We start from the raw sequence: 24,711 nt of genomic DNA on the forward strand, positions 1-24,711 counted from the left end.
CAAAAAGTTCTGGGGATTGTGCCGCAAGCCTGTGACCGCTCAGAGGATCTCGGCCAGCATGCGGTTGACGCCTTGTTGCCACGGCGGCAGCACCAACCCAAAGGCTTGTTGCAGCTTGTGGGTGCTCAAGCGCGAGTTCAAGGGCCGCTGGGCGGGCGTCGGGAAGGCGGTGGTGGGCACGGGGGCGATGTCGGTCACTTTCAGGCCCAGCTCGGGTTGGATGTGTCGCGCCTGCGCGATCACATGGCTGGCATAGCCGTGCCAGCTGGTCTCGCCTGCGGCCACCAGGTGGTACAGCCCGCCCAGTGCCGGTTGCTGCATGGCGCTGCGGATCGCATGGGCCGTCACATCGGCGATCAGATCGGCCCCGGTGGGTGCACCATGCTGGTCATCAATCACGGTGAGGCGTTCGCGTTCACCGGCCAGGCGCAGCATGGTCTTGGCAAAGTTGCCGCCCCGCGCCGCATACACCCAGCTGGTGCGAAAGATCAGGTGCTTGCAGCCGCTGGCGGCAATGGCTTGCTCGCCTTCGAGTTTGGTCTGGCCGTACAGACTCAGCGGCCCGGTGGCATCGTCCTCTTGCCAAGGCTGCTCGCCCTCGCCTTTGAACACGTAGTCGGTCGAGTAATGCACCAACCAAGCACCAATTTCGGCAGCGGCCTGCGCCAGCGCGGCAGGAGCGGTGGCATTCAGGCAGCGGGCAACGTCGGGTTCGGACTCGGCCTTGTCAACCGCCGTATGGGCGGCGGCATTGACGATCACGTCGGGTCGCCAGTCGCGCACCGTTTGCGCCAGGCGCTCGGGCTGGCTCAAATCGCCGCAGTGCGTGGTGCTGTGCCGGTCCAGCGCCAGCACTTCACCCAAAGGGGCAAGGCTGCGTTGCAGCTCCCAGCCCACCTGACCGTTTTTGCCGAGCAGCAAGATCTTCATGCTTGGCGGCCTGCGTAGTTCTTGCTCACCCAATCACGGTAGGCGCCGCTTTGTACGTGCTGCACCCACTCGGGGTTGGCCAAGTACCACGCCACGGTTTTGCGGATGCCCGTCTCAAAGGTCTCGGCGGGCTTCCAGCCCAGCTCGGCTTCGAGCTTGCGGGCGTCAATGGCGTAGCGGCGGTCGTGGCCTGGGCGGTCGGTCACGTAGGTGATCTGCGTGGCATAGCTTGTGCCGTCGGCCTTGGGGCGCAGCTCGTCCAAGAGCTTGCACACAGTGTGGACGATCTCGATGTTGGGTTTTTCGTTCCAGCCGCCCACGTTGTAAGTCTCGCCCAAGCGCCCGGCTTCGAGCACACGGCGGATCGCGCTGCAGTGGTCTTTGACGTAAAGCCAGTCACGGATCTGCATGCCGTCGCCATACACGGGCAAGGGCTTGCCTGCCAGCGCATTGACGATCATCAGCGGGATGAGCTTTTCGGGGAAATGGTAAGGGCCGTAGTTGTTGGAGCAGTTGGTGGTGAGCACCGGCAAGCCATAGGTGTGGTGCCAGGCGCGCACCAGGTGGTCGCTGGCGGCCTTGCTGGCGCTGTAGGGGCTGTTGGGCTCGTAACGGTTCGTTTCGGCAAAGGCCGGATCAGATTGGCTCAGCGAGCCATAGACCTCGTCGGTAGAGACGTGCAAAAACCTGAAGCCGCCTTTTGTGGGGGCCTGAGCCTGCACCCCTGTGGGAGCGAGCCCCTGCTCGCGAATGTCTGAATCAAGCAAGCCGCTCCAATACCCCCGCACCGACTCCAACAGCCTGAAGGTGCCCACGATGTTGGTCTCAATGAACTCCCCCGGGCCATGGATGGAGCGGTCCACATGGCTTTCGGCGGCAAAGTTGACCACGGCACGAGGCTGGTGCTCGGCCAACAGGCGGCTGACCAAGGCTGCATCGCCGATGTCACCTTGCACCAACTGGTGGCGTGCGTCGCCTTGCAAGCTGGCCAGGGTCTCGGGGTTGCCCGCATAGGTGAGCTTGTCGAGGTTGATGACGGCCTCGTTACTGGCGGCCAGCCAGTCGAGGACAAAGTTGGCGCCAATGAAGCCGGCGCCGCCGGTGACGAGAATGGTCATGAGGATGCGGATCAGGTGGGTGCCACGGGACGCGGCACCACTGTGTTGCGATTTTAGAAGCATTGCGCTTGAACGCAGGTTAAAGTGGCAGCTTGTTCAGGAAGTACACCATGGCCAAATCAAACGACACCACGCGCAACAAAAGCAGCGCCACCGCGCCACAAGACAGCACCACGCCACCGGCCCAACATGTCTGGCTGGCAGGCTTGGGAGCCATGGCCAAAGCCCAGGAGCAAGGCAGCAAAGCCATTGAGACCCTGGTGAATGACGGTTTGGCCTTTCAGCGCAAAAGCCAGGCCGAAGCGCAGCAACGCTTGCACGAAGCCACCGAACGACTGAGCCACATGGCCAGCGACTTTGGCCAGCAAGCCACAGGCCGGGTGGACAAACTGGAGCACTTGTTTGAAGACCGCGTGGCCAAGGCATTGCACCGCCTGGGCATGCCAGCGCTGCTGGACATTCAGATGCTGAACGACCGAGTGGCGCAACTGGAAGCACAGCTTGCCGCACTGCAAGCCAAGGGTGCGCCCAAACCGGCTTCGACCACTGCAAAACCCAAAACAGCCGCCACCGGCAAAACGGTCAAAGCCAAAACCCCCGTGGCCAGCGCCGCGAAGCGTTCTAAAAAGACGGTTTGATTGATCGGCCCCGTCTTCAGATATGGCCAAAAAAGCACCCCGCCGCACCGCCGAGCGCATCGCCGAGGTCACGCTGGAGCTGTTCAACCGCTTCGGTGAGCCCAATGTGTCGACGACGCTGATCTCAGCCGAACTCAACATCAGCCCCGGCAACCTGTACTACCACTTCGCATCCAAAGACGCCTTGGTCAACCGCTTGTTTGACCAATACGAAGTGGCCATGCTGGGCTTGCTCGATGCGGCCCCGGATGTGCAAGACGTCGAAGACGCCTGGTTTTTTCTGCACTCGCTGTTTGAGCAGGTTTGGAACCACCGCTTTTTGTACCGCGATCTGAACAACCTGCTGTCCGGCAACCGGCACTTGGAGACGCATTTCCATGCGGTGCTGGAGCGCAAAACCCACGCCTTCCGGTTGATGCTGGAATCTTTGGCCGCGGCAGGCCTGATGCGCATCGACCCCGACAGCATCGAAACCCTGTCGGCCAGCATGTCGGTGATGGTGACCTATTGGCTCAGCTATGAATATGTGCGCAACCCTCGGCAAGCACTGGAGCCAGCCAGCGCAGGTCTGGCGCTGACCCGGGGTGCGCAGCATGTGCTGGCACTTTTAACGCCCTACATGGCCAGCACCGACCTTCAGACCCACTTGCAAGGTTTGACGGCGGCTTACAGCTCGCCCGCAGCCTGATACGGCCAAACGGCCGTCAAGCGAACCGCAGGGCGGCCATGGCCAACAGGCCATCAAAAATCAGGTTATCCACCAGCTCAAATTGCAGCGACATGCTGGGGGCCATTTTCCAGCCCGCGCCACCGGTCATGATGCACAGGGGTTCTTGCCCGGTGTGCTCGCGCAGGTGCTGCACCATGCGCTCACACGCGCCCGCGATGGCGTAGGTGCCGCCACTGGTCAGGGCATCGCTGGTGTTGGTCGGGAAAGGCGTCACCTCGCCTGTGGGCACATGCAAGCCTGCCGTGCCGGATTCGAGTGCGCGCAGCATGATGCCGTGGCCCGGCAAGATCAAGCCGCCCAAGAATCGGCCTTCGGCATCAATCGCCTCCACCGTCACCGCCGTGCCCACCATGACCACAACCAAGGGACGGGCAGGCCCACCTTGGGCCAGCATGCGTTGGCGCGCACCGATCATGGCCACCCAACGGTCTGCCCCCAATCGGCTGGGGTGGTCGTAGCCATTGATCAGCCCCGCCTCTTGCACGCTGGGCACCACCCATTTGGGATGGATGTCCCAGATTTCCATCTGCTCTTGCACGCGGCGTTTGATGGCATCACCCGCCACCACACAGCCCAGCATGTGCTCGGGCTCGGGCAAATCGGCCCAAGGGCCTTCGGCCAGGCGGTCGATGTTTTCCAGAAACTCCGCGCCATGGGCCAACAGCGCGGCATCCGGGTGTGGACGCTCGTAGAGCGCCCACTTGAGCCGGGTGTTGCCGACGTCAAGAGCTAAAAAGGTCATCCGCTGATGATAATGATTTTTGGCTGTGGCCCGAACAGGCTCAGCCTCAGTCGTTTTGGCCTGTGGTTTTGGCCTTGCGGATGGCAGCCTGGGCATCCAGGCCCAAGCCGGCGGGGGCCTCCAGGGCCAAGCCGAGGGGCGCTACGGCCTCCTCTACCTGCAGCATCCGCCCCAGCAGGCGTGCCCCATGCTCCATCGCCATGGAGGCGTATTGGATGTCACCCTGAACCAACGCGCTGGCCATGAGCTCCACCCGTTCAAAGCCGTGCAGATTGCCCGAAACTTTGCCCGCCACGATGATGCGACTGGCGATCACATCGCCTTGAATCTCGCCTGTGGGGCCAATCACGACGGAGATGGCTGCGTCATGGGGCGCTTCGATATTGCCCACCACCTTGCCGTCGATCCGCACGCTCTCTTGCAGTTTCAGGCAGCCATGGATTTCGGCATGACGGCCTATCAGGGTGTCGAATTTCTCCTGGGCCATCAGCAAAGGGGTGTGCTTTGTTTTTTTTGTTCCGAACATGTCGACTCCTTGTTGTCTTGAAAATGGGCCGATTCAGGAACGGCTCCAAGCGGCCAAAGCTTTGACGGGGTGTAAAGCACGCCCATTGAAAATCACTTCGTAATGCAGGTGGGGGCCTGTGGATCGGCCCGTGTTGCCCAAGGTGCCCACGGTTTGCTGCGGCGCAATGGCCTGCCCGGCTTGCACATGGATGGCCTGCAGGTGCGCATAGCGGGTCACAAAACCCTCTGCGTGCCGAATATCCACCATGTTTCCATAAGCCCCCGAAAACTCGGCCTGCAGCACCACGCCCGGCGCGGTGGCCAAGACAGGCGTGCCCTGCTGCGCCACAAAATCGATGCCTTGGTGCAAGCTGGGCAGGTGCGTCATCGGGTCAGAACGAAAGCCAAAACCACTGGTCACGACAAAGTCCCCCGATATGGGCAGCAAGGTCGGCAACAAGTCGATGCGCCCGAGGTCTTTTTGCCACCGACTTTGCATGTCCTGCATGGCATCGTCGTAACGCTGGGCTTTTTCCAAAGACTGCTCGATCTGGGCTTTGAGCGTGCCCTCTGTCGAGCGCCACAAAGGCAACAAGTGCATGGGGCCTCCCCGGCCCAACAAGCCATCGGTTGGGACCGAGGACGAAAAAGACAAGAGCTTTTGAATACCCAAGCGACCCAAGGCCTGGTTTTTCAGGCGCTCGAGTTGCGTCAGGCGGTCACTCACGCTGGTCAGCTGGCGGTTCAACTCATCGAGCTTGCCACGGTAATCGGCCTCGATTTTTTGCTGTTCACTTTGGCTGGTGACGCCACCCATGCGCTGGGCCAATTCAGGCACGTATTCCACAGCGACTCGCAACCCGATCAAATTGAACAAAATGCCCAACAAGATCAAAAACCCAGACACGGCCGCAACCGCCACCAACACCGTGCGGGTGGTGATGGAAAAGGTGACCACTTTGGCGGCAGGCCCCGCCACCCAAATCAATTGCATTGCTCCCCCCTGAAACGCGCGAATCCCACACAATGCGTTGAATGGGCCAATTGCTTATTAAACCAAAAGAATGTGTCGCGGCAATTGGGGCAATACCGGAGTGAGCCTGTGAGCCGCCCTGCCTTGACCCAGTCACAAAGCACGCTGATGGCGGGTTGCGGCCTCAGGCACAAGGACAACAAGGCACGCGGCGGTTTGCGTCAAGATGGGGACATGGCTCAAGGGTCCAGAACCCTATAAAGCGAGACATGACGACTGCTTCTCAGACCATCACCCAACTCGGCGCACAGGATTTGTCCCGCGCCATCCACCAAAAACAGGTTTCCTGTCGCGAGGTCATGGCAGCCACCTTGGCGCAGGTAGACCGACTCAACCCCAGCAGCAACGCCATCGTCAGCCGTGTGGACAGCGAACTGCTGCTGCAACAAGCCGATGAGCGGGATGCCCAACTGGCCCGAGGCAAGTCGATGGGCTGGATGCACGGCATCCCGCAGGCCATCAAGGACCTGTCCAACGTGCAGGGCCTGCGCTCCACCTTGGGCAGCCCCTTGATGAAAGACTTTGTGGCCAGCGAAGACGGCCTGATGACGCAGCGCATGAAAGCTGCCGGAGCCATCATCATCGGCAAGACCAACACCCCTGAGTTTGGCCTGGGCTCACACACCTTCAACGAAGTCTTTGGCCCCACCCGAAACGCCTGGGACCCGAGCAAGTCCGCCGGCGGCAGCAGCGGCGGCGCGGCCGTGGCACTGGCCCAACGCCTGTTGCCTGTGGTCGATGGCTCGGACTTCATGGGCAGCTTGCGCAACCCGGCAGGCTGGAACCATGTGTTTGGCCTGCGCCCCTCACAGGGCCGCGTGCCCATGTGGCCCGCGCAAGATGTGTTCATTGCCCAGCTGGGCACCGAAGGCCCCATGGGTCGCCACGTGCGAGATGTGGCCATGCTGCTGTCCACACAAGCCGGAGCGCACCCTGCCAGCCCCTTGAGCCTGACAGACGACCCGACCCTGTTCGCGGGCGCACTCGACAGCGACCCCAAAGGCCAGCGCATCGGCTGGCTGGGCGACCTGCAAGGCTATTTGCCCATGGAGGGCGGCATTCTGGACCTGTGCGCATCGGCACTGAACAGCTTTTCGGGCATGGGCTGCGCGGTGGACGAAGCGCGGCTGGGCATGCCGCCTGAACAAATTTGGCAAGCCTGGCTGGTCTGGCGGCAGGCCTTGGTCGGGCCGCGCATCGCGCCGTTTCTGATCAATCCGGCCAACCGCGCGCACATCAAACCCGAGGCCCTGTGGGAGCACGACCAGTCACTCACCCTGACAGGTGCCCAGCTGATGTCGGCCAGCGCCAGCCGCACGCGCTTTTACCAAAGCATGTTGCAGTTGTTCGAAAAATTCGATGTGCTGGCCATTCCTGTGGCGCAGGTTTGGCCGTTTGATGTGTCGCTGCGCTGGCCACAAAACGTGGCGGGGCGCGGCATGGACACCTACCACCGCTGGATGGAGGTGGTGATTTACGCCACCTTTGCGGGCTTGCCTTCCATCAGCGTGCCCGCAGGCTTTGGCGCAAACGGTTTGCCCATGGGCTTGGCACTGATCGGCAAACCGCAGGGCGACTGGGATTTGCTGAAACTGGCGCACGCCTACGAGATGGCCAACCAGACCATGATCGCCCAAAAGCCCCCGGGGGTTTAGCAGGTCAGAGGCCTCGGCCCCGACCCAAAGGCTTTGCCAAAGCCGCCCTGAAGATGCAGGCCTTCAGGCGGCCGCCAGTCGCGTCCAACCCGTCAGGTCCAGCGAGGCCAGCGCCATGATCTTGGCCGAATCGACCAGCTCCTGAATGCCCACGTACTCATCGGGCTGGTGCGCCAGATCGAGGATGCCCGGGCCGTAAGCGATGCAGTCTTGCAACTTGCCCGTGCGCACGATGTGCTTCTGGTCATAGGTGCCTGGGCTGGCAATGTAGCTCGGCTCGCGGCCCAGCACCCGGGCGATGGCGCGCGCCGTGGCATCGACCACCGGCGCGTCTTTGGGCGTGGCGGTGGGCACAAAACTCATGATGTCGCGGATGCCATAGTCAAAACCCGGCCGGGTGCGCTTGAGTTCATCGAGCATGTCGATGATTTCCTGCTTGACGGCCTCGAGGTTTTCTTCGGCAATGAAGCGCCGGTCCAGCACCGTGCGGCAGCTGTGCGCCACCACCGGCGCAGGCGTTTGCGCCGTGGGCCAGCCGCGCGCGTCGTTGGCGTAATGCTGCTCGACCTGGCCGCCGTGGATGCTGTTGATGTTGAGCGTGCTCACGCGTGCGCCCGGTGGCTCCACCGGCTCGGCGGTGTGGCGGCCTTGCAGGCGCGGCTGCAATTGTGTCTCCAGCAAATGGATGAAGGCGCTCATGTGGTTGATGGCGCTGTCGCCCAAAAAAGGCATGGAGCCATGCGCGATGCGGCCACGCGTCTCAACCTCGCCCCACCACACGCCCCGGTGGCCCAGGCAAATGCGGTCCACCCCCAAAGGCTCTGGAATGATCACATGGTGCACACGCGGTTTGCTGAAATAACCACGCTCGGCCAAATAGCCCACACCGGCAAAACCGCCCGACTCTTCGTCCACCGTGCCGCTGATTTCCAAAGCGCCAGGAATGGGCAGCCCGGATTCGATCAGGGCTTCGCAGGCAATGATGCTGGACGCCAAGCCGCCTTTCATGTCGCAGGTGCCCCGGCCATACACACGCCCATTGACCACCTGCCCACCGAAGGGCTCGTACGTCCAGCCGGAACCGGCCTCGACCACGTCGATGTGGCTGTTGAAGTGCACGCACTCCCCCGGTGTCTGCCCTTGCCAGCGCGCCACCACATTGGTGCGCGGGTGACTGTCGCTGTCGCCCGGTGCGCCGATGGCCCGGACATATTCGACAGCAAAGCCTTTTTTGGCCAAGCGTTCGCCAATGAAATGGGCGCAGGCTTCATAAGCATCGCCAGGCGGGTTGACGGTGGGAATGCGCACCAGGTCTTGCGTGAGGGCGGTGACCTCATCGCGTTTGGCTTCGATGCGGTCCAGGAGCTTTTGGGCAGAGGCGTTCATGGCCTCAGTCTATCGCCCGCCGCCTGGGGCGTGAAGTCACGCAGGGCTCAGGGAGCAGGGCTTCAGTTTTGCTGCCAGGGCAGGCCGCGATAGCGCCAACCGCCCGTCAATCCACGGTGTGCGTTGGCGTCCGGGTCGCCCTCAAACCCTTCCAGAATGTTGTAGGCCTGCAGTCCCAACTCGGTCGCACGCTGGGCGGCGGCAATCGAGCGCACACCGCTGCGGCACAACAGCACCAGCTTTTTGCCACCAGCGCCCAGCGCCTGCACGCCCGCATCAAAACCGGGGTTCATCGCCATGCCGGGCCATTGCTTCCAGGCCAAGGCGTGTGCGCCAGGCACAAAGCCCACCCAGGCGCGCTCGGCATCGCTGCGTACATCGATCAATTCGGCCTCCCCGGCCTGAACCCAAGCCCACGCCAGATCGGGGCTGATGTCACCGGCGTAAGCGGCAGCCGGCTGGACGCCGGAGGGCAAAGAGGCTTGAGGCGCATTCATGGGAGGTCCTGTGGGGCTGAAAACAGGCGTGAATGATAACTTTTCGAAGCCAAACCGACCTGAATCAGGCCGTCAGTGACAGGAAAGCCACCAGCGGATAAGATGCGGGTCTTGATTGACGTTTACGTCAACGTCAACTGAACCCACACAGAGACAACCATGACCGACCTGTCCGCTGAATTCAAAGCCCTGGCTGAATACCGTCCCACGAACAAGGTGCGCTTTGTCACCGCCGCCAGTCTGTTTGACGGCCACGACGCCGCCATCAACATCATGCGCCGCATCTTGCAGAGCATGGGCGCCGAGGTCATCCACCTGGGCCACAACCGCTCCGTGGACGAAGTGGTGACCGCCGCCCTGCAAGAAGACGCACAGGGCATCGCCATCAGCTCTTACCAGGGCGGGCACAACGAATACTTCACTTACATGACCGAGCTGCTCAAAGCCCGGGGTGGCGAGCACATCAAGGTGTTTGGCGGCGGTGGCGGCGTGATCGTGCCGTCCGAGATTCGCATGCTGGCCGAACATGGCGTGCGCATTTTCAGCCCCGAAGACGGCCAAAAAATGGGCCTGGCCGGGATGATCGGCGAAATGGTCATGCGCTGCGACCAGGATGTGAGCGCCCTGGCACCCAAAGACGTGGCCGCCATTCAGGGCCACGGCGAGATGAACTGGCGCGCTCTGGCCCAGCTGATCACCGCACTCGAAAACGACAAGGCCGATGCAGGCGTGGTCAAAGCTGTGCGTGAGCAGGCTGCAGCCAAGAAGGTGCCCGTGCTGGGCATCACCGGCACCGGCGGTGCGGGCAAGTCGTCGCTGACCGATGAGTTGATCCGCCGCCTTCGCCTGGACCAGGACGACGCACTGCGCGTGGCCGTGATCTCGATCGACCCGTCGCGCCGCAAGAGCGGTGGCGCACTGCTGGGCGACCGCATCCGCATGAACGCCATCAGCCCCTGGTCGCAAGGCCCGCGTGTGTTCATGCGCTCGCTGGCCACGCGTGACTTTGGCAGCGAAATCAGCGCCGCTCTGCCCGACGTGGTGGCGGCCTGCAAGGTGGCGGGCTTTGACTTGATCGTGGTCGAAACCTCGGGCATTGGCCAGGGCGACGCCGCCATCGTGCCGCATGTGGATGTGCCCATGTATGTGATGACGCCCGAGTTTGGCGCGGCCAGCCAGCTCGAGAAAATTGACATGCTGGACTTCGCCGAGTTCGTGGCGATCAACAAATTTGACCGCAAGGGCGCGTCTGACGCCCTGCGCGACGTGGCCAAGCAGGTGCAACGCAACAAAGAAGCCTGGACCGTGCCGACCGAGCAGATGCCGGTGTTTGGCACCATGGCCGCCCGCTTCAACGACGACGGCGTGACCGCGCTGTACCAGGCGCTCAAAACCCGCCTGGCCGAGCTGGGCATGCAGACGACCGAAGGCCGTTTGCCCGTGGTCAACGTGCGCCACAGCACCCACCAGAACCCGGTCGTGCCATCGGCTCGCACCCGTTATCTGGCCGAGATCAGCGACACCGTGCGTGGCTACAAAAAGCGCGCCATCGCCCAGGCCCGTCTGGCACGCGAAATCCAGCAACTGCGCGCTGCGGCCCGCATGCTCGAGGAAGGCAAGCCCGGCCGCGCCAAGGCGTCAGAAGCCGCCATCGACCTGGCCGTGGCCCGCGAGCAAACGCAAGACCCGACCGCCCGCAAGCTGTTGGCCCAGTGGCCCGACATGCAAAAAGCCTACGCGGGCGACGAATACGTGGTGAAGATCCGCGACAAGGAGATTCGCACGGCGCTCACCACCAAATCGCTGAGCGGCACGACCATCCGCAAAGTCGCGCTGCCGCAATACGAAGACGACGGCGAAGTGCTCAAGTGGCTGATGCTGGACAACGTGCCCGGCAGCTACCCCTACACCGCCGGCACCTTTGCCTTCAAGCGCGAGGGCGAAGACCCGACCCGCATGTTTGCCGGTGAAGGCGACCCCTTCCGCACCAACCGCCGCTTCAAACTGGTCAGCGAAGGCCTGCCTGCCAAGCGCCTGTCCACCGCGTTCGACTCGGTCACGCTCTATGGCAACGACCCCGACCTGCGCCCCGACATCTACGGCAAGATCGGCAACTCGGGCGTGAACGTGGCCACGCTCGACGACATGAAGGTGCTGTACTCGGGCTTTGACCTGTGCAACCCCACCACATCCGTTTCGATGACCATCAACGGCCCCGCGCCTTCGATTCTGGCCATGTTCATGAACACGGCCATCGACCAGAACATCGACAAGTTCAAAGCCGAGAACGGCCGCGAGCCCACCGAGACAGAAACCGCCAAGATCAAGGAATGGGTGCTGGCCAATGTGCGCGGCACGGTGCAGGCCGACATCCTGAAAGAAGACCAGGGCCAAAACACCTGCATCTTCTCGACTGAATTCAGCCTGAAAGTGATGGGTGACATCGCGCAGTATTTTGTGCACCACGACGTGCGCAACTTCTACAGCGTGTCCATCTCGGGTTACCACATCGCCGAAGCCGGGGCCAACCCGATCAGCCAGCTGGCCTTCACGCTGAGCAACGGCTTCACCTTTGTGGAAGCGTACTTGGCACGCGGCATGCACATCGACGACTTCGCGCCCAACCTCAGCTTCTTCTTCAGCAACGGCATGGACCCCGAATACACGGTGCTGGGCCGTGTGGCGCGCCGCATTTGGGCGGTGGCGATGAAAGAGAAATACGGCGCGAACGAGCGCAGCCAAAAGCTCAAGTACCACATCCAAACCAGTGGCCGCTCGCTGCACGCGCAAGAGATCCAGTTCAACGACATCCGCACCACGCTGCAGGCGCTGATCGCGATCTACGACAACTGCAACAGCCTGCACACCAACGCGTTTGACGAAGCCATCACCACGCCCACCGAAGACTCGGTGCGCCGCGCCATGGCGATCCAGATGATCATCAACCGCGAGTGGGGCCTGGCCAAAAACGAAAACCCCAGCCAGGGCGCCTTCATCATCGAAGAGCTGACCGAATTGCTGGAAGAAGCCGTGCTGGCCGAGTTTGAAAAGATCGCTGAGCGCGGCGGCGTGCTGGGCGCGATGGAAACCGGCTACCAGCGCGGGAAGATCCAAGACGAATCCATGCACTACGAGATGCTCAAGCACACCGGCGAGCTGCCCATCATCGGCGTCAACACCTTCCGCAACCCCAAGGGCGACGAAGTCATGGAAACGCTGGAACTGGCCCGCTCGACCGAAGAAGAAAAGCAGAGCCAGCTCAAGCGCCTTCAGGATTTCCACGCGCTGCACGCCAAAGAATCACCCGCCATGCTCAAACGCCTGCAACAAGCCGTGATCGACAACGGCAATGTGTTTGAGGTGCTGATGGACGCGGTGCGTGTCTGCTCGCTCGGTCAGATCACCAACGCCTTGTTTGAGGTGGGTGGTCAGTACCGCCGCAACATGTAAGCGTAGGCTGGGGAATGCCCATCTGAAACGGATTGAATTGAAGCTGCATCAGTGATCTTGGCAAGCAAGATCACTGATGATGGATCACGCTGTAACAGATTTCGTCAAGCCCAGCTCTTTGGCCATCATTTCGCTCATCACAAATTTCTGAGGCTTGCCGGTGACCGTCATAGGCAATGCCTGAACGAACTTCACATACCGGGGCACCTTGTAATGTGCGATCTGACCCCGGCAAAAGTTCTTGACTTCGTCTTCAGTCATTGATTGCCCGGATTTGAGAACGATCCAGGCGCAAATTTCTTCCCCGTACTTTGGGTCTGGAACACCAAATATTTGGACTTCGCTGACTTTGGGGTTGCGGAATAAAAATTCCTCGATCTCACGAGGGTAAATATTCTCACCACCACGTATGAGCATGTCCTTCACGCGGCCGACGATGTTGCAATAGCCGTCTTCATCCAAAGTAGCCAAGTCACCCGTGAACATCCATCCATCGTGAATCGCATCGGCAGATTTATCGGGGTCTTCCCAGTACCCCTTCATGACCGAATAACCACGGGTACACAATTCACCCTTTGTACCCACTGGAACAACCTGCCCCTGGTCATCAACAATTTTGATTTCCAAATGAGGCATCACGCGACCAACCGTCGAAACGCGCTTCTCCAAGGGATCGTCTGTCGAGCTCTGGAAAGACACCGGACTTGTTTCGGTCATTCCATAAGCAATCGTGACCTCATGCATGTTCATGTCTTGCACCACGCGTTTCATCGTTTCGATGGGGCATGGTGCTCCTGCCATGATTCCTGTTCGCAGAGATGAAAGGTCATATTCGGAGAAGTTGGGAAGAGCCAGCTCGGCGATGAACATCGTCGGAACGCCATGGAGCGCGGTACAACGCTCTTCACTGACGGCCTTCAATGTCGCGGCCGGTTCAAATGCTTCTCCGGGGAAAACCATACTGGCACCCACGCTTACACAAGCAAGGACAGACAGAACCATACCGAAGCAGTGGTAAAGCGGCACAGGCACGCACAATCGGTCTTGATGTGTCAACTTCATGGCTTGAGCGACACACCATGCATTGTTGATGATGTTGTGGTGACTCAATGTTGCGCCTTTCGGGCTACCTGTTGTGCCACTGGTGAATTGCACATTGATCGCATCATCAGGTTGAAGTGAGCGTGCAATTTCACCAAGTCTTGCTTTTTGCGCAGGGCCACCGTACTTCAGTAAATCACTGAAGTTCTGCATGCCGGGCAAATGGTTTTTACCCGTCTGAATGACCCACCGCAAATGGGGTAAACGCTGCGAATACAGTCGACCTGGTTCTGAATTTTCCAACTCTGGGGCCAATGAGCGAACCATATCGACATAGTCGCTGGTCTTGAACTTTTCGGCCAGAATCAATGCCTTGATTCGGACTTTGTTCAACGCGTATTCCAGCTCAGCAACTCGGTACGCTGGATTGATATTGACCAACACAATGCCAATCTGTGCCGTGGCAAATTGAGTCACCACCCATTCACTACGATTGGGTGACCAAATTCCGACACGGTCACCCGCCTTCAACCCAATAGCCAACAACCCTGCCGCGAGGTCCTCCACTTGCCGTTTGAATTCAAGCCAGGACCAGCGTATACCCTGTTCGCTGAGAACGAATGCAGAACCGCTGGGATTCTTCTGCACGGTCTCGTCCAGAAGCTGGGGGATGGTCTTGCGCAGCAATGGACTTGTCGTGTCTCCTTTGACATAGGAAAGTCTATTCAACGGCGATTGGCGATTGCCTCCGGAGGCTTTTTCAAATGTTTCAAAACTGCTGAAGGGGTTGTTGAGCATGTGCGTCTCCAGCGTCAGAAGCTTTTCCAGTCGCCACTTTGCTCAAAGGCATGCGCTGCGCGATAAATGGTGGACTCCGCCCAATGCTTGCCGACCAGCATCATGCCAACAGGCAAACCATCACACAATCCAACCGGCACACTCATGGCGGGATGACCTGAAGCATCAAACGGCGCCGTGTTGCCAATCATCTCGAAAGCACGTTCAATGACCTCCGACAAGGGTGCCCCTGGTGCCGGAATGGGTTTGGCCTTGATGGGCAAGGTCGGCATCAACAACAAGTCATATTGGCTCAATGCTTCATCGTATTTCGAGCGTAGAAGTCGGGACAGGTTTTGCGCTTTGGCATAAAAGCGTCCACCGTACTGGCGCAATGCATATTCGCCAACAAACATCGAAATCTTCAACGTTGGAGACAGCTCGTTTGCACGATTTCTCCAACTTGCATGTCGATCCATCAAACTGGTGGAGTACAGACCTTCCCAGTTAAACCCCATTCCATTTCCATGCATCATCTGCGCCTGCAAGCCCTCCAGCGCAATGGGTGTCCAGATGGCTGCTCCGTCCAGATGCATCGGAATACTGATCTCTTCTGCGATGGCGCCCAACTTCACCAGGCGATCCACTGCCTGACGGACTTTGTTCGCAACATCCGACTCCATATTGGGCAACTCAAAACCCTCACGGACCACGCCAATACGCAGACCGTTGATGCCACGGCCCAATGCCGATGTGTATTTGTCCACTCTTGGACTGTATTGCCGAGGATCAAGACCATCAGCACCTGCAATGACTTCCAGCAGCAAGGCATTGTCTGCAACCGTTGTGGTGATCGGTCCCGCATGATCAATGGTGGCTTCAATCGGCATGATCCCTGTGTAGGGAACCAGTCCATGAGTGGGCTTCATGCCATACGCGCCACAGAACGCAGAAGGGATCCGGATAGACCCACCTTGATCACCTCCGATGGCCATCTCAATCTCACCCGCACCGACCAAGGCGCCACAACCAGAAGATGATCCGCCTGCGATATAACCCATGCGCCATGGGTTGTGCACCGGCCCTGTCGCATTGGTATGGCTGCCACCGGAAAGGCAAAAATATTCACAATGCGCTTTACCGACAATCGTTCCACCCGCATCGAGAATCCGTCGGACAACGGTCGCATCCATATCGGGTACATAGCCCTCCAAGGTGGAGGCACCATTCATCATCAGCACGCCCGCCAAGCTGACGTTGTCTTTCAAGACAATCTTTTTGCCTTGCAACGGACCTGAATTCGCACCTTTCACATCCGTTTTGACATACCACGCATTCATCGGATTGTCTTGCGCCGCAGGCCTGCTCCCTGGTGTGCGCGGGTAAGCCACTTCCGGTATGTTGTCTGGCAATGCATCTATGCGGTCATACGCTTGGAAGCTGCCTTCCATGAGTGCCATGTATTCTTGCGTTTCAGATTCGCTCATGGTCATGTGCAAGCTTGAAATCACTTCACGCATTTGCTCTGTTGTGGGTCTTCTGATGGACATGTATTTCCCTTCGTGATGTTGTTCAATGGAGATTTGGCTCTGCCTGGCTTGCTTCGTTGGCTCAACCAAATCCAGGCGTGCTTGGCCAGTTTTTATGGCGGTTGTTCTTGGAGCTGAGTTTTGAGATGTGATGCGCCCGGCCCCCATGCCCATCAACTCAGCCAAACCCACATGGCTCTGCAGTTGCTGCTCGTTGAGATCGCCCACGAAGCACCCTTTCTCAAGGACGAGAACCCGCTGGGCACAACTGAGCATGAAGTCCATGTTTTGCTCAACCAACAAAACAGTCAGGTCTTTTCTTGTCTTGAGATGAACCAGTGTCTCGGCCATCTCTTCAATGATGTTGGGCTGAATTCCCTCTGTAGGCTCATCCAGCAACAAAATCCAAGGCTCCGGAATCAGACTCCTTGCCAGCGCCAAGAGCTGCTGCTCACCACCTGAGAGGCTGCCGCCTTTTCGATCCAGCAGTCGCTTCAGACGTGGAAATAACTCCAACACAGATTCAAGTGAATCCTCTTCTGACAAGCCCGAATCCTTGAACCAGGCAAGACGTAGGTTTTCTTCAGCAGTGATCGTTGCAATGATCCCTCTGCCTTGTGGCACGTAACCAATGCCCGCGGAAGCCCGAGCGTGAGCCGCCACATGGGTAAAGTCATGGTCATTGAAAAAAATCTGACCTGATGTCGATGAAACCAAGCCCATCAAGGTTTTCATCAGAGTGGTCTTGCCCATGCCGTTGTGGCCCAACACGCCCACAATTTGTCCGTGCTCCACTTCAAGATTCAATCCTTGAAGAATAGGGATGGCCCCATAACCTGCATGAAGCCCATCCACTTTCAATGCAAAGTTGCCGAGATTTTCATCTGCAAATTCTGTTTTTTGATCGTGCTTCATTTGGCTTTTTTCCCCAGATAGACTTCACGCACTACGGGATCTGATAGAACTTCATCAACATCCCCCTCTCTGAGTACACGCCCTTGATGAAAGACGGTGACCTGTTGAGCGATCTGCCGCACGAAGGCCATGTCGTGCTCGACCACAATCACGCTGGTTGTTTTTCCTACCTCATGAATCAGCTCAGCCATTTGCTCGACCTCGTCGTGGGTCAACCCGCCTGCAGGTTCGTCAAGCAGTAAGAGCCAAGGCTCCGCGACCAGCACCATGCCCAGTTCGACACGCTGACGCAAACCATGTGATAGCTGGCCCGCCGACTGCATGGCCACTTTTTTTAGGCTCAATCGTTCCAGCATCTTTTCGGCGAATTCGCTCGCACGTTTGCCGGAATGTTCGCGTCGAGCAGCCAGCCACAGGTTCTCTCGAACCGTCAAGCCATTCATCAAATTCGGAATTTGGGTTTTGATCCCCACGCCCAGTCGCGCAACCTCATGCGAGGGCCAACCTGTGATTTTTTTCCCCGCCAACCAGACATCACCCTGCGTAGGTGTGTATTGACCCGTCAGGCATCGAAAAAATGATGTTTTGCCTGCACCGTTGGGGCCAATCAGGCATCGCAATTCATTTTTCCTGAGCTTGAAATTGACACTGTCTACTGCAACAACGCCGCCAAATCGAACACCCAGACCGCGTGTTTCAAGTACGCATTCCTTCTTGTTGCTTTTATTCATGGTGCTCTACCCGGCCTGGCCTGACATGCTGAAATGATTTTTCATTGGAAGACTTGAAACTCTTGATGCGCCCGCTTGTTGCTTTTTGAAGCCAGCGCTCCAGAGTAGGAATCGCACCACTGGGCAACAGCAACACCACGACAACCAGCACACCCCCCATCACCAAGGTGTTATCAATCAAAGTCTGTGTCGCCAGCGCTGACTTCAGGCTACCCAATGCAAAGGCCCCAATGACCGGCCCAATCCAGGTACCCAAGCCGCCAGCGATGACCCAGATGATCGTTTCAGCAGCCTGCCCCAAAGAGAACAAACCCGGCGTGACAATTTCAGCCCAGCAAGCGAACAACACGCCAGACAAGCCTGCGATCAGGCCTGACAGGGCAAAGATTCCGGTTTTGAGTGCGCGAGGGTCGTATCCCAACAACTGGACCCTCAGTTCGTTTTCGCGTACACCTGCCAGTGTTCGGCCCCAATGGGTGTGGGAAATCCACTTGCAGGCCAGCCACACCAGCAACAGCAGCACTGCACACAGGTAATACAGTGCATCGCCGGTCACAAAGTAGGTTTCCCCCATCGGAACCGTCAAAGGGGAGAATCCCGGTATGCCATTGAAGCCGCCCAACCTTGCATTACCAATCTCGTACGCACTGCCTGCCGCGGCATTCAGGAATTTAAAGAACAACAGCGTCACAACCAAGGTGATGACACCCAGATAAACATCACTGATACGGCCAAAAAACATCATGGCTCCCAGTGCTGCAGCAAACAGTCCTGTAACAGTCAATGCCACCAAAACGGCATAAACAGAACCCCATTCATAACTTTGCAAATTCATGGCCGTGACCGCGTAGGTATATGCCCCAAGCCCATAGAACGCTGATTGACCAAAACACAAAATTCCAGCCTGTCCCCACATCAACCCCAAAGAGAGCGCGAGCATCCCTTGCACGACCAACAGGGTCAAATGGAAAGTCCCCCAAAAGATCGGGGCAACTGCAAGCGCTAGCGCAAATACGCCGAAGCCAACCCACCAGCCAGGGCTGAATTGATACTGCACATTGCGCATCAAACTTTTCCTTTGAAATAACGACCCGTGATGCCCTGCGGCATCAAACGCAGCAACACAATGGCGACCAGCAGCAATGCCAATTCACCCCACACAGGTGTAGACAGCCATTCAACGCCCTTGCTGACCAATCCAAACAGGGTGCCTGCACTCAATGTGCCTGTGACCACAGATGCACCACCGCTGATGACTGTGATGAACGATTTAGCGATGAATTGCCCCCCTGAAGCTGGCGTCAAACCGATCAGCGGTGCCATGAGTCCACCCGCCAAACCCGACAATGCAGCGCCCAGTGCAAACGTAAATCGATAAACTGTTTTCGGGTTGTAGCCAAGACCAGAAACAACGTCCGCAGATTGCATGGCCGCCCTGACGATAAGACCGGCACGCGTGTATCTCAACACCACGTAGCTCAACAGCATCAGTGCAACAGTGACTCCGATGATGAGAACGCTGTAACCACCGACTTGGTATTCGCCTATGGTGATCGCGCCAATTGGATTGGTAACACCTGTTGTGGTGTTACCAAATACAGTCACCAACGCGCCTGAGATCAGCATGGACAAACCCCAGGTTGCCAGCATGGTGTCCATCATCCGGCCATACAAATGGCGGATGATGGCCCATTCCACAAGCAAGCCAAACAGGCCAACCAGTAGCGGAGATATCACGAACATGGCCAACCAAATTGGAACGCCTGCATGAGTCGCTACCAGCGTGACATACCCACCCATGACGATGAACTCTCCGTGCGCCAGATTGATGATCCTCATGAGACCAAAAACCAAGGCCAGCCCCGCCGAGAGCAAACAAAGCGTTGATATCGCATAGGCGACATCCAGTAAATTGACGGCAAACTGTTCCAATTGCTTGACCTTGCTGATTTACAACTTGATTTCGAACTGCGTATTGCTGTTCGGGTTCTTGCCCAAGTCGCACATGGCCTGGGTTTCCCTCGGTGGGCGCTGTGCAAACGACTGCTTGACTTGCAACTTCTGACCGCGAATTTCCATCACATGCACATCTAGTGATGCATGATGCGTTTGAGAATCAATCAAGACTTTTCCTGACGGTCCTTCAATAGAAAGACCACCTTCAAGCACTTTGATCACGTCGTCCCGTTTGATGCTTCCGGCTTTTTGCACGGCTGCAGCCCACAGTTTTGTAGTCTGGTATTGCGACGCTGCCATTTCGCTGATCGCTTTGTCAGAGCCGTATTTTTTTGTCCAGGCACTGACAAAGGATTTGCTGGTCCCGGTATTAAGTTCAGGCGAATAGTTGTAAGCCACCAAGATGCCATCGCCTTCTGCAGCGGTCAGCACTTGATGCTCATTGCCAACGCCTAGAGTGGTCGATGCCATTGGAATCTTCGCCTTCATCCCTGCAGCAGCCCACTGACGGTAGAACGAAAGATGAGCGCCGCCCACCAGCGCTGAGATCACGAAATCAGGCTTGGCATCCTGGATTTTTTTGATGGTTGAATTGAAGTCGGCCACATCCAGTGGGAAGAACTCAACCCCTGCTGCAGTGCCGCCGTTGTCTTTCAAATACTTCTGAAACCAGCGGGCCATGTATTGCCCATAGTTGTAATCTGCGGCCAGGATGTATGCTTTCTTGCCATTGAAAGCTTTCATCGCGTATGGCACCAAAACCTCGGCTTGTTGCGCGGGGGTGATACCGGTCAACACACTGTTCCGATCACAGACACCACCTTCATACAAGGGGGTGTAAAAATACAATGTTTTCTCTCGATTCAAAAGAGGACGAATGGCTTCTCGCGATGCAGACAAGATGCCGCCGATGACCAAATCTGCTTTGTCTTGACGCGTCAGCTGCTGTGCAAATTTGGTGTATTGAGCCATGTCTGACTGTGTGTCATAGCCGATTTTTTTGACCTTTCGACCCAACAAGCCGCCTGCGGCATTGATTTCATCAATCGCCAAATCAAGTCCCATGTTCATGGGCTTGCCATATGCATCAAAGTTACCGGAGGTGTCCAACAAACTTCCGAGCTTGATGTCATCTGCGGCCCATGCTGTTGGTGAAAACTGCGCTGCCATAAGCGTTGCGGCTGCAATTGCAAGTGCTTTACGTCTTTGAATCATGTCGTGTCTCCTTCAGGTTGAGTGTGAATTGGCGATGTCTTAACTGCCGATCGCTGTCGCCCCAGCGGTCATTCTTTGTCTTGAGGTTTTGTGGATATCAACGCACTTTGAACATCTGCGCCCAGGACATCACCGACCCTTTGAAGAACAGGCATCTGTAATGCCATGTCCAAAATGCTGTTGACAACCTGGTTGATAGGCGAGTTGTTTGCGACAGTGGTCTGTGAGCCGTCTACCGCCGCCTGCCTGCGCCCCAACTCCATGCCACCAATGTGATTGATACGGATCGAATCAATTTTTTCTACTGGCTTCATCATTTGCGCCGCCAATTCAGGCAACTTGTCCAAACGATGAATCTCAAGACGTTGACGAAGTAATGCTTCCGAAGTGAGGTTTTCTGCCTGTATCAATGCAGACCGTCCTTGTGCGTCCTCTGCCATGCGCAATTTGTCGGCCTGCGCTTGCCGCTCAATATTTTTGGCCTTTGTTTCTGCTTCCACCAACCATGCATCGGTTTGGGATTTGGTCTTGGCCATCAATATGGCGGCATCTTTCTGAGATCGAGCCATCCCAATTTCCCGCTCTCTTTCAACAATGACTTTTTCGCGTTCCGTTTGCACACGCTCTTGGACCATCACCACTTTGGCCTTGACCTGCTCGGTTTCTGCGATGACTTCTGCCTCTTGTTTTTGTTTTTGTGCCAGAGCGACAGCCATTTCGACCCGATGGATCTCTTTACTCAAATGCGCCTGTTGGCGTTCTTTTTCCAGCGATTTGTCTTTATGAATTTCAGCGACTTGAATTTCCATTTCCCGTTCAATCCGCGCTTGTTCCGACAGTCGCTGCGCCTCTTCCTGCTTCTGTGCCGTCTTTGCTTTTGCGTCTGCTTGTGCTTCTGCCAAATTCAAAACCTGTGCAATGGTTGCGTGCTCTTGCTCGCGTTCGATTTCCAACCTTTTCTTCATCGCATCCAACTGCGTTTTCCGGACAGAAATTTCAGCATCAGATTCAATTTCTGCGCGCTTTTTCTTATTGGTGGCGACAATTTCAGCCAACTTCCGCATACCCACCGCATTGAATGCGTTGTTCTCATTCAGTGATGAAAACGATGCTTGATCCAACCTTGTCACGGAAACCGATTCAAGACTCAATCCTTTTGCTTGCAATTCTTCGCTGACGCGATGCTTCACTTCTTTGACAAATTTGCCTCGGCCTTCATGCAATGCATCCATGGTCAAAGTTGCAGCAACCGCTTGCAACGCATCCACAAAAGGTGCTTCCAAATAATCCGACAATGTTTCTCCGCGCAAGGCATCGGCTCCAAATGCCTGCGCCGCCGTTGCAACGCCTTCGACTGTTGGTTGCACTCGGATATGGAATTCGACATCCAGATCAACACGAAGACGATCTTCCGTGATCAAACTTTTCTCTCCCGCCCGCTTCACTTCCAAACGATGGGTCCTCATGTTGATTTCATCAATGCGATGAAGAAATGGCAGAGCAATCACGCCGCCGTCCAGTGCCACCCTTTGGCCGCCGGCACCTGTTCGAATCAACGCCGCATCTCTGGTTGACTTCCTGTAAAACCGCTGCATCAATGCGATGACAACACCAACTACAACGATGGCGAGAACTACCCATGCGAACCAATTCATCTGTATCTCCTGACTTCTGTTCAGCAGATGCGCGCACCTGCCTTTAATTTCCATGGAAAATGATAACCCGATTTAGTTTCCTTGGAAAACAATTTCTCAAAAACCTAGGGTATGTCCTTATCCGGGAACCGTCAGATGAAGTGGTTCAGAACGCGAAAAGCATGGCCGTGCGCTTCAGCCAGGTAGATAGGTGCGCTGGAATATCCATTGCTGCGGTAGTCAATGCCACGGACACTGCAAAAGCTAAAAGGCTTGTCCACGGAAGTCAGCCATTCTTCATGCCCAAAGGAGATCGTCCTACTTGCCAATGCAGCAAGAAAATGCATGCCTTCGTAGGTGGATTGCCCAATGGCATTCAGCGTGGGTGCTCGTTCGCCATAGCGCGTGTAATAGCGTTCCTTAAATGACATGTTGGCATCGCTTTTAAGTGCCGCGAAGTAGCCGGAAGACACGAAAAGTCCATCGGTGTTTTCTGCACCAATTGCCAACAATCCGTTCTCTTCAATTGCGCAAGACAAGCGAATGATTTTTGTGCTGAGCTTCAAGCGACCGAATTGACGGTTGAAATCAATCGCATCCTGCCCTACCAACGAGATTAGGATGGCATCAGGCAAGGATTGTTCAATGAGTTCGAAAATTTCATCGAAATTTTGTCGCCCCGGCCCCTGCCCAATGTGCAGGTACTGCTCAGAAATGACCTCAGCACCGCTTTCAGCCAGGTACGCTTTTGCAAGTGCATGAGACTTGCGCGGCCAAATGTAATCGTTACCGATCAACATCCATCGCCTTGCACGATATCGCTCTGTAAGCAACCGTATGGCGGGCCGCAACTGTTTGTCTGGCGTCTCACCAATGGCATACACACCTGGGGTTGTCTCACCGCCCTCATACAGAGGCGTGTAGACATAGGGAACTTTGCTGTATGCAACTTTTTTGATGATGTTCCGAACTGAGCTGGTGTGCATACCGACGATGGCGTCCACCCGGACCGTTGACAATGCGTGCTGCGCATTGAATTCGACATCGGCCTCGTCATCTGCACTGAAGCAATGAGAACGAATCATTCGACCGCAAATACCACCGGCGTCGTTAAGTTCCTCGATAGCCAACATGGCGCAAGCCATTGTGGACGGACCCCATACACCTGCAACGCCATCATTAGGGTTAAAAAGCCCCACACGAAAATCGCGGACCGTCCCACGTCCTTTGCCATCAACAGCGCAGTGGATTGCTGCCGGTACGGACTTTGCACTCGACGCCATGACGAATCTCCACTTCAGCGACAAAATAATTTGGTTTCTTTGGAAAAGATTACTACAATTTGGACCGACAGCACACTCTGACTAACCCGAGCAATGCAAAAAAATCTAGATTCATTTCTGCCGATTCTGCTTGAGAACGCTCATCGGCATCTCAATCAGTTGTTGACGCAAGCACTTGCAGCAGAAGGAATGCAGCCAGATTATTGGCGTGTGCTTTTTGTACTGGGTGACGAAAAGGGACGTACCATGGGAGACCTTGCGGAATCCTTAGGCATGAACCCCCCGAAGGTAAGCAAGCTTATGGACAAGATGGTAAGTAAGGGCTTGGTTCTGCGGAATGCAGACGGACAAGACAGTAGGCGAGTGCTGGCCTACATCACTGACAAAGGACTAACGACTTTAGAGCGAATGTCCTCGCCCGTAGAAAATTTTGAAGCGCAACTTGAAGCCAAACTTGGGGCGACGAGTCATAAGCAATTACAAAAAATACTGATCAAACTTCAGAAAGATTTCTCTTCTTAACGCGTGCCTACAACGGCAGTCATCATCAAAATGACTTGACTCAAAACGCTTACAGTTTCTCGTCGGCGTTATCGCATCAAGGCATAGCTGAACTCGCGCAATACTTTGTGCACCTCGCTCGACAGCATCGCTGCGAATGAGCATTCATAAACCAAGCTCGCCGAGCGTGGAGCGGTGCTGGGCTCGACAAGAGTCGCCTGCCATGCTCAAACGCCCGCAACAAGCCGTGATCGACAACGGCAACGTGTTCGAGGTGCTGATGGACGCGGTGCGGGTGTGTTCGCTGGGTCAGATCACCAATGCGCTGTTTGAAGTGGGTGGTCAGTACCGCCGCAACATGTAAGCGCTCCGACCAGCCCCCTGTGTGCGCAGCAGTGCACACAGGGGGCTTTTTCACGTCAGGCACCACCCAAAATGTCACC

The 24,711-nt window shown here is 56.9% G+C and carries 21 protein-coding genes and 1 pseudogene; 6 read left to right on the forward strand and 16 right to left on the reverse strand.

Features of this window, described 5'->3' with window-relative positions:
* Positions 1–39 precede the first annotated feature (39 nt).
* Together rfbD and rfbB are read right to left on the reverse strand one after the other, a co-directional pair.
* Positions 40–930, reverse strand: a complete 891-nt coding sequence (gene rfbD / locus B9Z33_RS01195; RefSeq protein ID WP_108285218.1) for a dTDP-4-dehydrorhamnose reductase — start codon at positions 928–930, stop codon at positions 40–42.
* Complete coding sequence (rfbB, locus tag B9Z33_RS01200) at positions 927–2,048, reverse strand: dTDP-glucose 4,6-dehydratase (RefSeq protein WP_108286069.1); 1,122 nt, start codon at positions 2,046–2,048, stop codon at positions 927–929. Before rfbB ends, rfbD begins: the two co-directional genes overlap by 4 nt.
* Before the next feature lie 110 nt (positions 2,049–2,158).
* On the opposite strand from rfbB, the gene B9Z33_RS01205 reads away from it, so the two are divergent.
* Together B9Z33_RS01205 and B9Z33_RS01210 are read left to right on the forward strand one after the other, a co-directional pair.
* The gene (locus B9Z33_RS01205; protein ID WP_108285219.1) at positions 2,159–2,686 is read left to right on the forward strand and encodes a phasin family protein; all 528 of its coding nucleotides are present in this window, start codon (positions 2,159–2,161) and stop codon (positions 2,684–2,686) included.
* Between the two features lie 22 nt (positions 2,687–2,708).
* Positions 2,709–3,374 (forward strand): TetR/AcrR family transcriptional regulator, encoded by a 666-nt coding sequence (locus B9Z33_RS01210; protein ID WP_108285220.1) that lies wholly within the window; start codon positions 2,709–2,711, stop codon positions 3,372–3,374.
* Positions 3,375–3,390: 16 nt separating this feature from the next.
* On the opposite strand, the gene B9Z33_RS01215 is transcribed toward B9Z33_RS01210, so the two are convergent.
* Genes B9Z33_RS01215 through B9Z33_RS01225 form a run of 3 tightly spaced genes read right to left on the reverse strand, consistent with a single transcriptional unit; the run spans position 3,391 to position 5,659 of the window.
* On the reverse strand, positions 3,391–4,158 hold the full coding sequence (locus B9Z33_RS01215) for a type III pantothenate kinase (RefSeq protein WP_108285221.1): 768 nt from the start codon (positions 4,156–4,158) through the stop codon (positions 3,391–3,393).
* Positions 4,159–4,204: 46 nt separating this feature from the next.
* On the reverse strand, positions 4,205–4,684 hold the full coding sequence (locus B9Z33_RS01220) for a polymer-forming cytoskeletal protein (protein WP_108285222.1): 480 nt from the start codon (positions 4,682–4,684) through the stop codon (positions 4,205–4,207).
* Positions 4,685–4,717: 33 nt separating this feature from the next.
* Positions 4,718–5,659 carry a M23 family metallopeptidase gene (locus B9Z33_RS01225; protein WP_108285223.1) on the reverse strand — a complete coding sequence of 314 codons (942 nt, stop codon included), beginning with the start codon at positions 5,657–5,659 and terminating at the stop codon, positions 4,718–4,720.
* 248 nt (positions 5,660–5,907) lie between these two features.
* Between B9Z33_RS01225 and B9Z33_RS01230 the strand changes: the two genes are divergently transcribed.
* Complete coding sequence (locus B9Z33_RS01230; protein ID WP_108285224.1) at positions 5,908–7,353, forward strand: amidase; 1,446 nt, start codon at positions 5,908–5,910, stop codon at positions 7,351–7,353.
* Between the two features lie 63 nt (positions 7,354–7,416).
* Here the strand turns inward: B9Z33_RS01230 and B9Z33_RS01235 are convergent, their stop codons facing one another.
* Both B9Z33_RS01235 and B9Z33_RS01240 read right to left on the reverse strand, forming a co-directional pair.
* Positions 7,417–8,739: an acetylornithine deacetylase/succinyl-diaminopimelate desuccinylase family protein gene (locus B9Z33_RS01235; RefSeq protein WP_108285225.1), complete on the reverse strand. Its 1,323-nt coding sequence runs from the start codon at positions 8,737–8,739 to the stop codon at positions 7,417–7,419.
* A 62-nt stretch (positions 8,740–8,801) separates the two neighbouring features.
* Entirely contained in the window at positions 8,802–9,236 is a 435-nt protein-coding gene (locus B9Z33_RS01240; protein WP_108285226.1) for a rhodanese-like domain-containing protein, read from the reverse strand.
* Positions 9,237–9,395: 159 nt separating this feature from the next.
* Here B9Z33_RS01240 and icmF point away from each other — a divergent pair, with 159 nt between their 5' ends.
* The gene (gene icmF / locus B9Z33_RS01245; RefSeq protein ID WP_108285227.1) at positions 9,396–12,686 is read left to right on the forward strand and encodes a fused isobutyryl-CoA mutase/GTPase IcmF; all 3,291 of its coding nucleotides are present in this window, start codon (positions 9,396–9,398) and stop codon (positions 12,684–12,686) included.
* Positions 12,687–12,770: 84 nt separating this feature from the next.
* On the opposite strand, the gene B9Z33_RS01250 is transcribed toward icmF, so the two are convergent.
* The 9 genes and pseudogenes from B9Z33_RS01250 to B9Z33_RS01285 all read right to left on the reverse strand — a co-directional run bounded on the left by B9Z33_RS01250 (position 12,771) and on the right by B9Z33_RS01285 (position 23,767).
* Entirely contained in the window at positions 12,771–14,525 is a 1,755-nt protein-coding gene (locus B9Z33_RS01250) for an AMP-binding protein (protein ID WP_108285228.1), read from the reverse strand.
* Between the two features lie 14 nt (positions 14,526–14,539).
* Positions 14,540–16,054 carry an amidase gene (locus tag B9Z33_RS15660; protein ID WP_233252743.1) on the reverse strand — a complete coding sequence of 505 codons (1,515 nt, stop codon included), beginning with the start codon at positions 16,052–16,054 and terminating at the stop codon, positions 14,540–14,542.
* A 372-nt stretch (positions 16,055–16,426) separates the two neighbouring features.
* A pseudogene (locus B9Z33_RS15665) lies at positions 16,427–16,948 on the reverse strand (ABC transporter ATP-binding protein); the annotation flags it as partial.
* Entirely contained in the window at positions 16,945–17,679 is a 735-nt protein-coding gene (locus B9Z33_RS01260) for an ABC transporter ATP-binding protein (protein ID WP_108285230.1), read from the reverse strand. The pseudogene B9Z33_RS15665 and the gene B9Z33_RS01260, both read right to left, overlap by 4 nt.
* Positions 17,672–18,745 carry a branched-chain amino acid ABC transporter permease gene (locus B9Z33_RS01265; RefSeq protein WP_108285231.1) on the reverse strand — a complete coding sequence of 358 codons (1,074 nt, stop codon included), beginning with the start codon at positions 18,743–18,745 and terminating at the stop codon, positions 17,672–17,674. Before B9Z33_RS01265 ends, B9Z33_RS01260 begins: the two co-directional genes overlap by 8 nt.
* Positions 18,745–19,611, reverse strand: coding sequence for a branched-chain amino acid ABC transporter permease (locus tag B9Z33_RS01270; protein WP_108285232.1), 867 nt, complete (start codon positions 19,609–19,611; stop codon positions 18,745–18,747). The genes B9Z33_RS01265 and B9Z33_RS01270 overlap by 1 nt, the downstream gene beginning before the upstream one ends.
* Positions 19,612–19,629: 18 nt before the next feature.
* Entirely contained in the window at positions 19,630–20,850 is a 1,221-nt protein-coding gene (locus B9Z33_RS01275) for an ABC transporter substrate-binding protein (RefSeq protein ID WP_108285233.1), read from the reverse strand.
* Positions 20,851–20,918: 68 nt separating this feature from the next.
* Positions 20,919–22,505 carry a flotillin family protein gene (locus B9Z33_RS01280; protein ID WP_158270156.1) on the reverse strand — a complete coding sequence of 529 codons (1,587 nt, stop codon included), beginning with the start codon at positions 22,503–22,505 and terminating at the stop codon, positions 20,919–20,921.
* A 131-nt stretch (positions 22,506–22,636) separates the two neighbouring features.
* Positions 22,637–23,767 (reverse strand): substrate-binding domain-containing protein, encoded by a 1,131-nt coding sequence (locus B9Z33_RS01285; RefSeq protein ID WP_108285235.1) that lies wholly within the window; start codon positions 23,765–23,767, stop codon positions 22,637–22,639.
* Positions 23,768–23,860: 93 nt separating this feature from the next.
* Between B9Z33_RS01285 and B9Z33_RS01290 the strand changes: the two genes are divergently transcribed.
* Both B9Z33_RS01290 and B9Z33_RS15375 read left to right on the forward strand, forming a co-directional pair.
* Entirely contained in the window at positions 23,861–24,289 is a 429-nt protein-coding gene (locus tag B9Z33_RS01290) for a MarR family winged helix-turn-helix transcriptional regulator (protein ID WP_108285236.1), read from the forward strand.
* Positions 24,290–24,491: 202 nt separating this feature from the next.
* A complete protein-coding gene (locus tag B9Z33_RS15375) occupies positions 24,492–24,632 on the forward strand; it encodes a methylmalonyl-CoA mutase (RefSeq protein ID WP_146183806.1) in 141 nt (46 codons plus the stop codon).
* The last annotated feature ends 79 nt before the right edge of the window (positions 24,633–24,711 follow it).

Source organism: Limnohabitans sp. T6-20 (genome assembly GCF_003063505.1).
Lineage (GTDB): Bacteria > Pseudomonadota > Gammaproteobacteria > Burkholderiales > Burkholderiaceae_C > Limnohabitans_A.

Coding starts and splice junctions, on each gene's coding strand:
- rfbD (WP_108285218.1), bottom strand. CDS start 930: ATGAAGATCTTGCTGCTCGGCAAAAACGGTCAGGTGGGCTGGGAGCTG.
- B9Z33_RS01265 (WP_108285231.1), bottom strand. CDS start 18,745: ATGCGCAATGTGCAGTATCAATTCAGCCCTGGCTGGTGGGTTGGCTTC.
- icmF (WP_108285227.1), top strand. CDS start 9,396: ATGACCGACCTGTCCGCTGAATTCAAAGCCCTGGCTGAATACCGTCCC.
- B9Z33_RS01215 (WP_108285221.1), bottom strand. CDS start 4,158: ATGACCTTTTTAGCTCTTGACGTCGGCAACACCCGGCTCAAGTGGGCG.
- B9Z33_RS01210 (WP_108285220.1), top strand. CDS start 2,709: ATGGCCAAAAAAGCACCCCGCCGCACCGCCGAGCGCATCGCCGAGGTC.
- B9Z33_RS01205 (WP_108285219.1), top strand. CDS start 2,159: ATGGCCAAATCAAACGACACCACGCGCAACAAAAGCAGCGCCACCGCG.
- B9Z33_RS01280 (WP_158270156.1), bottom strand. CDS start 22,505: ATGAATTGGTTCGCATGGGTAGTTCTCGCCATCGTTGTAGTTGGTGTT.
- rfbB (WP_108286069.1), bottom strand. CDS start 2,048: ATGACCATTCTCGTCACCGGCGGCGCCGGCTTCATTGGCGCCAACTTT.
- B9Z33_RS01240 (WP_108285226.1), bottom strand. CDS start 9,236: ATGAATGCGCCTCAAGCCTCTTTGCCCTCCGGCGTCCAGCCGGCTGCC.
- B9Z33_RS15375 (WP_146183806.1), top strand. CDS start 24,492: ATGCTCAAACGCCCGCAACAAGCCGTGATCGACAACGGCAACGTGTTC.
- B9Z33_RS01260 (WP_108285230.1), bottom strand. CDS start 17,679: ATGAATAAAAGCAACAAGAAGGAATGCGTACTTGAAACACGCGGTCTG.
- B9Z33_RS01285 (WP_108285235.1), bottom strand. CDS start 23,767: ATGGCGTCGAGTGCAAAGTCCGTACCGGCAGCAATCCACTGCGCTGTT.
- B9Z33_RS01230 (WP_108285224.1), top strand. CDS start 5,908: ATGACGACTGCTTCTCAGACCATCACCCAACTCGGCGCACAGGATTTG.
- B9Z33_RS01235 (WP_108285225.1), bottom strand. CDS start 8,739: ATGAACGCCTCTGCCCAAAAGCTCCTGGACCGCATCGAAGCCAAACGC.
- B9Z33_RS01225 (WP_108285223.1), bottom strand. CDS start 5,659: ATGCAATTGATTTGGGTGGCGGGGCCTGCCGCCAAAGTGGTCACCTTT.
- B9Z33_RS01220 (WP_108285222.1), bottom strand. CDS start 4,684: ATGTTCGGAACAAAAAAAACAAAGCACACCCCTTTGCTGATGGCCCAG.
- B9Z33_RS15660 (WP_233252743.1), bottom strand. CDS start 16,054: ATGTCCATCAGAAGACCCACAACAGAGCAAATGCGTGAAGTGATTTCA.
- B9Z33_RS01290 (WP_108285236.1), top strand. CDS start 23,861: ATGCAAAAAAATCTAGATTCATTTCTGCCGATTCTGCTTGAGAACGCT.
- B9Z33_RS01250 (WP_108285228.1), bottom strand. CDS start 14,525: ATGCTCAACAACCCCTTCAGCAGTTTTGAAACATTTGAAAAAGCCTCC.
- B9Z33_RS01275 (WP_108285233.1), bottom strand. CDS start 20,850: ATGATTCAAAGACGTAAAGCACTTGCAATTGCAGCCGCAACGCTTATG.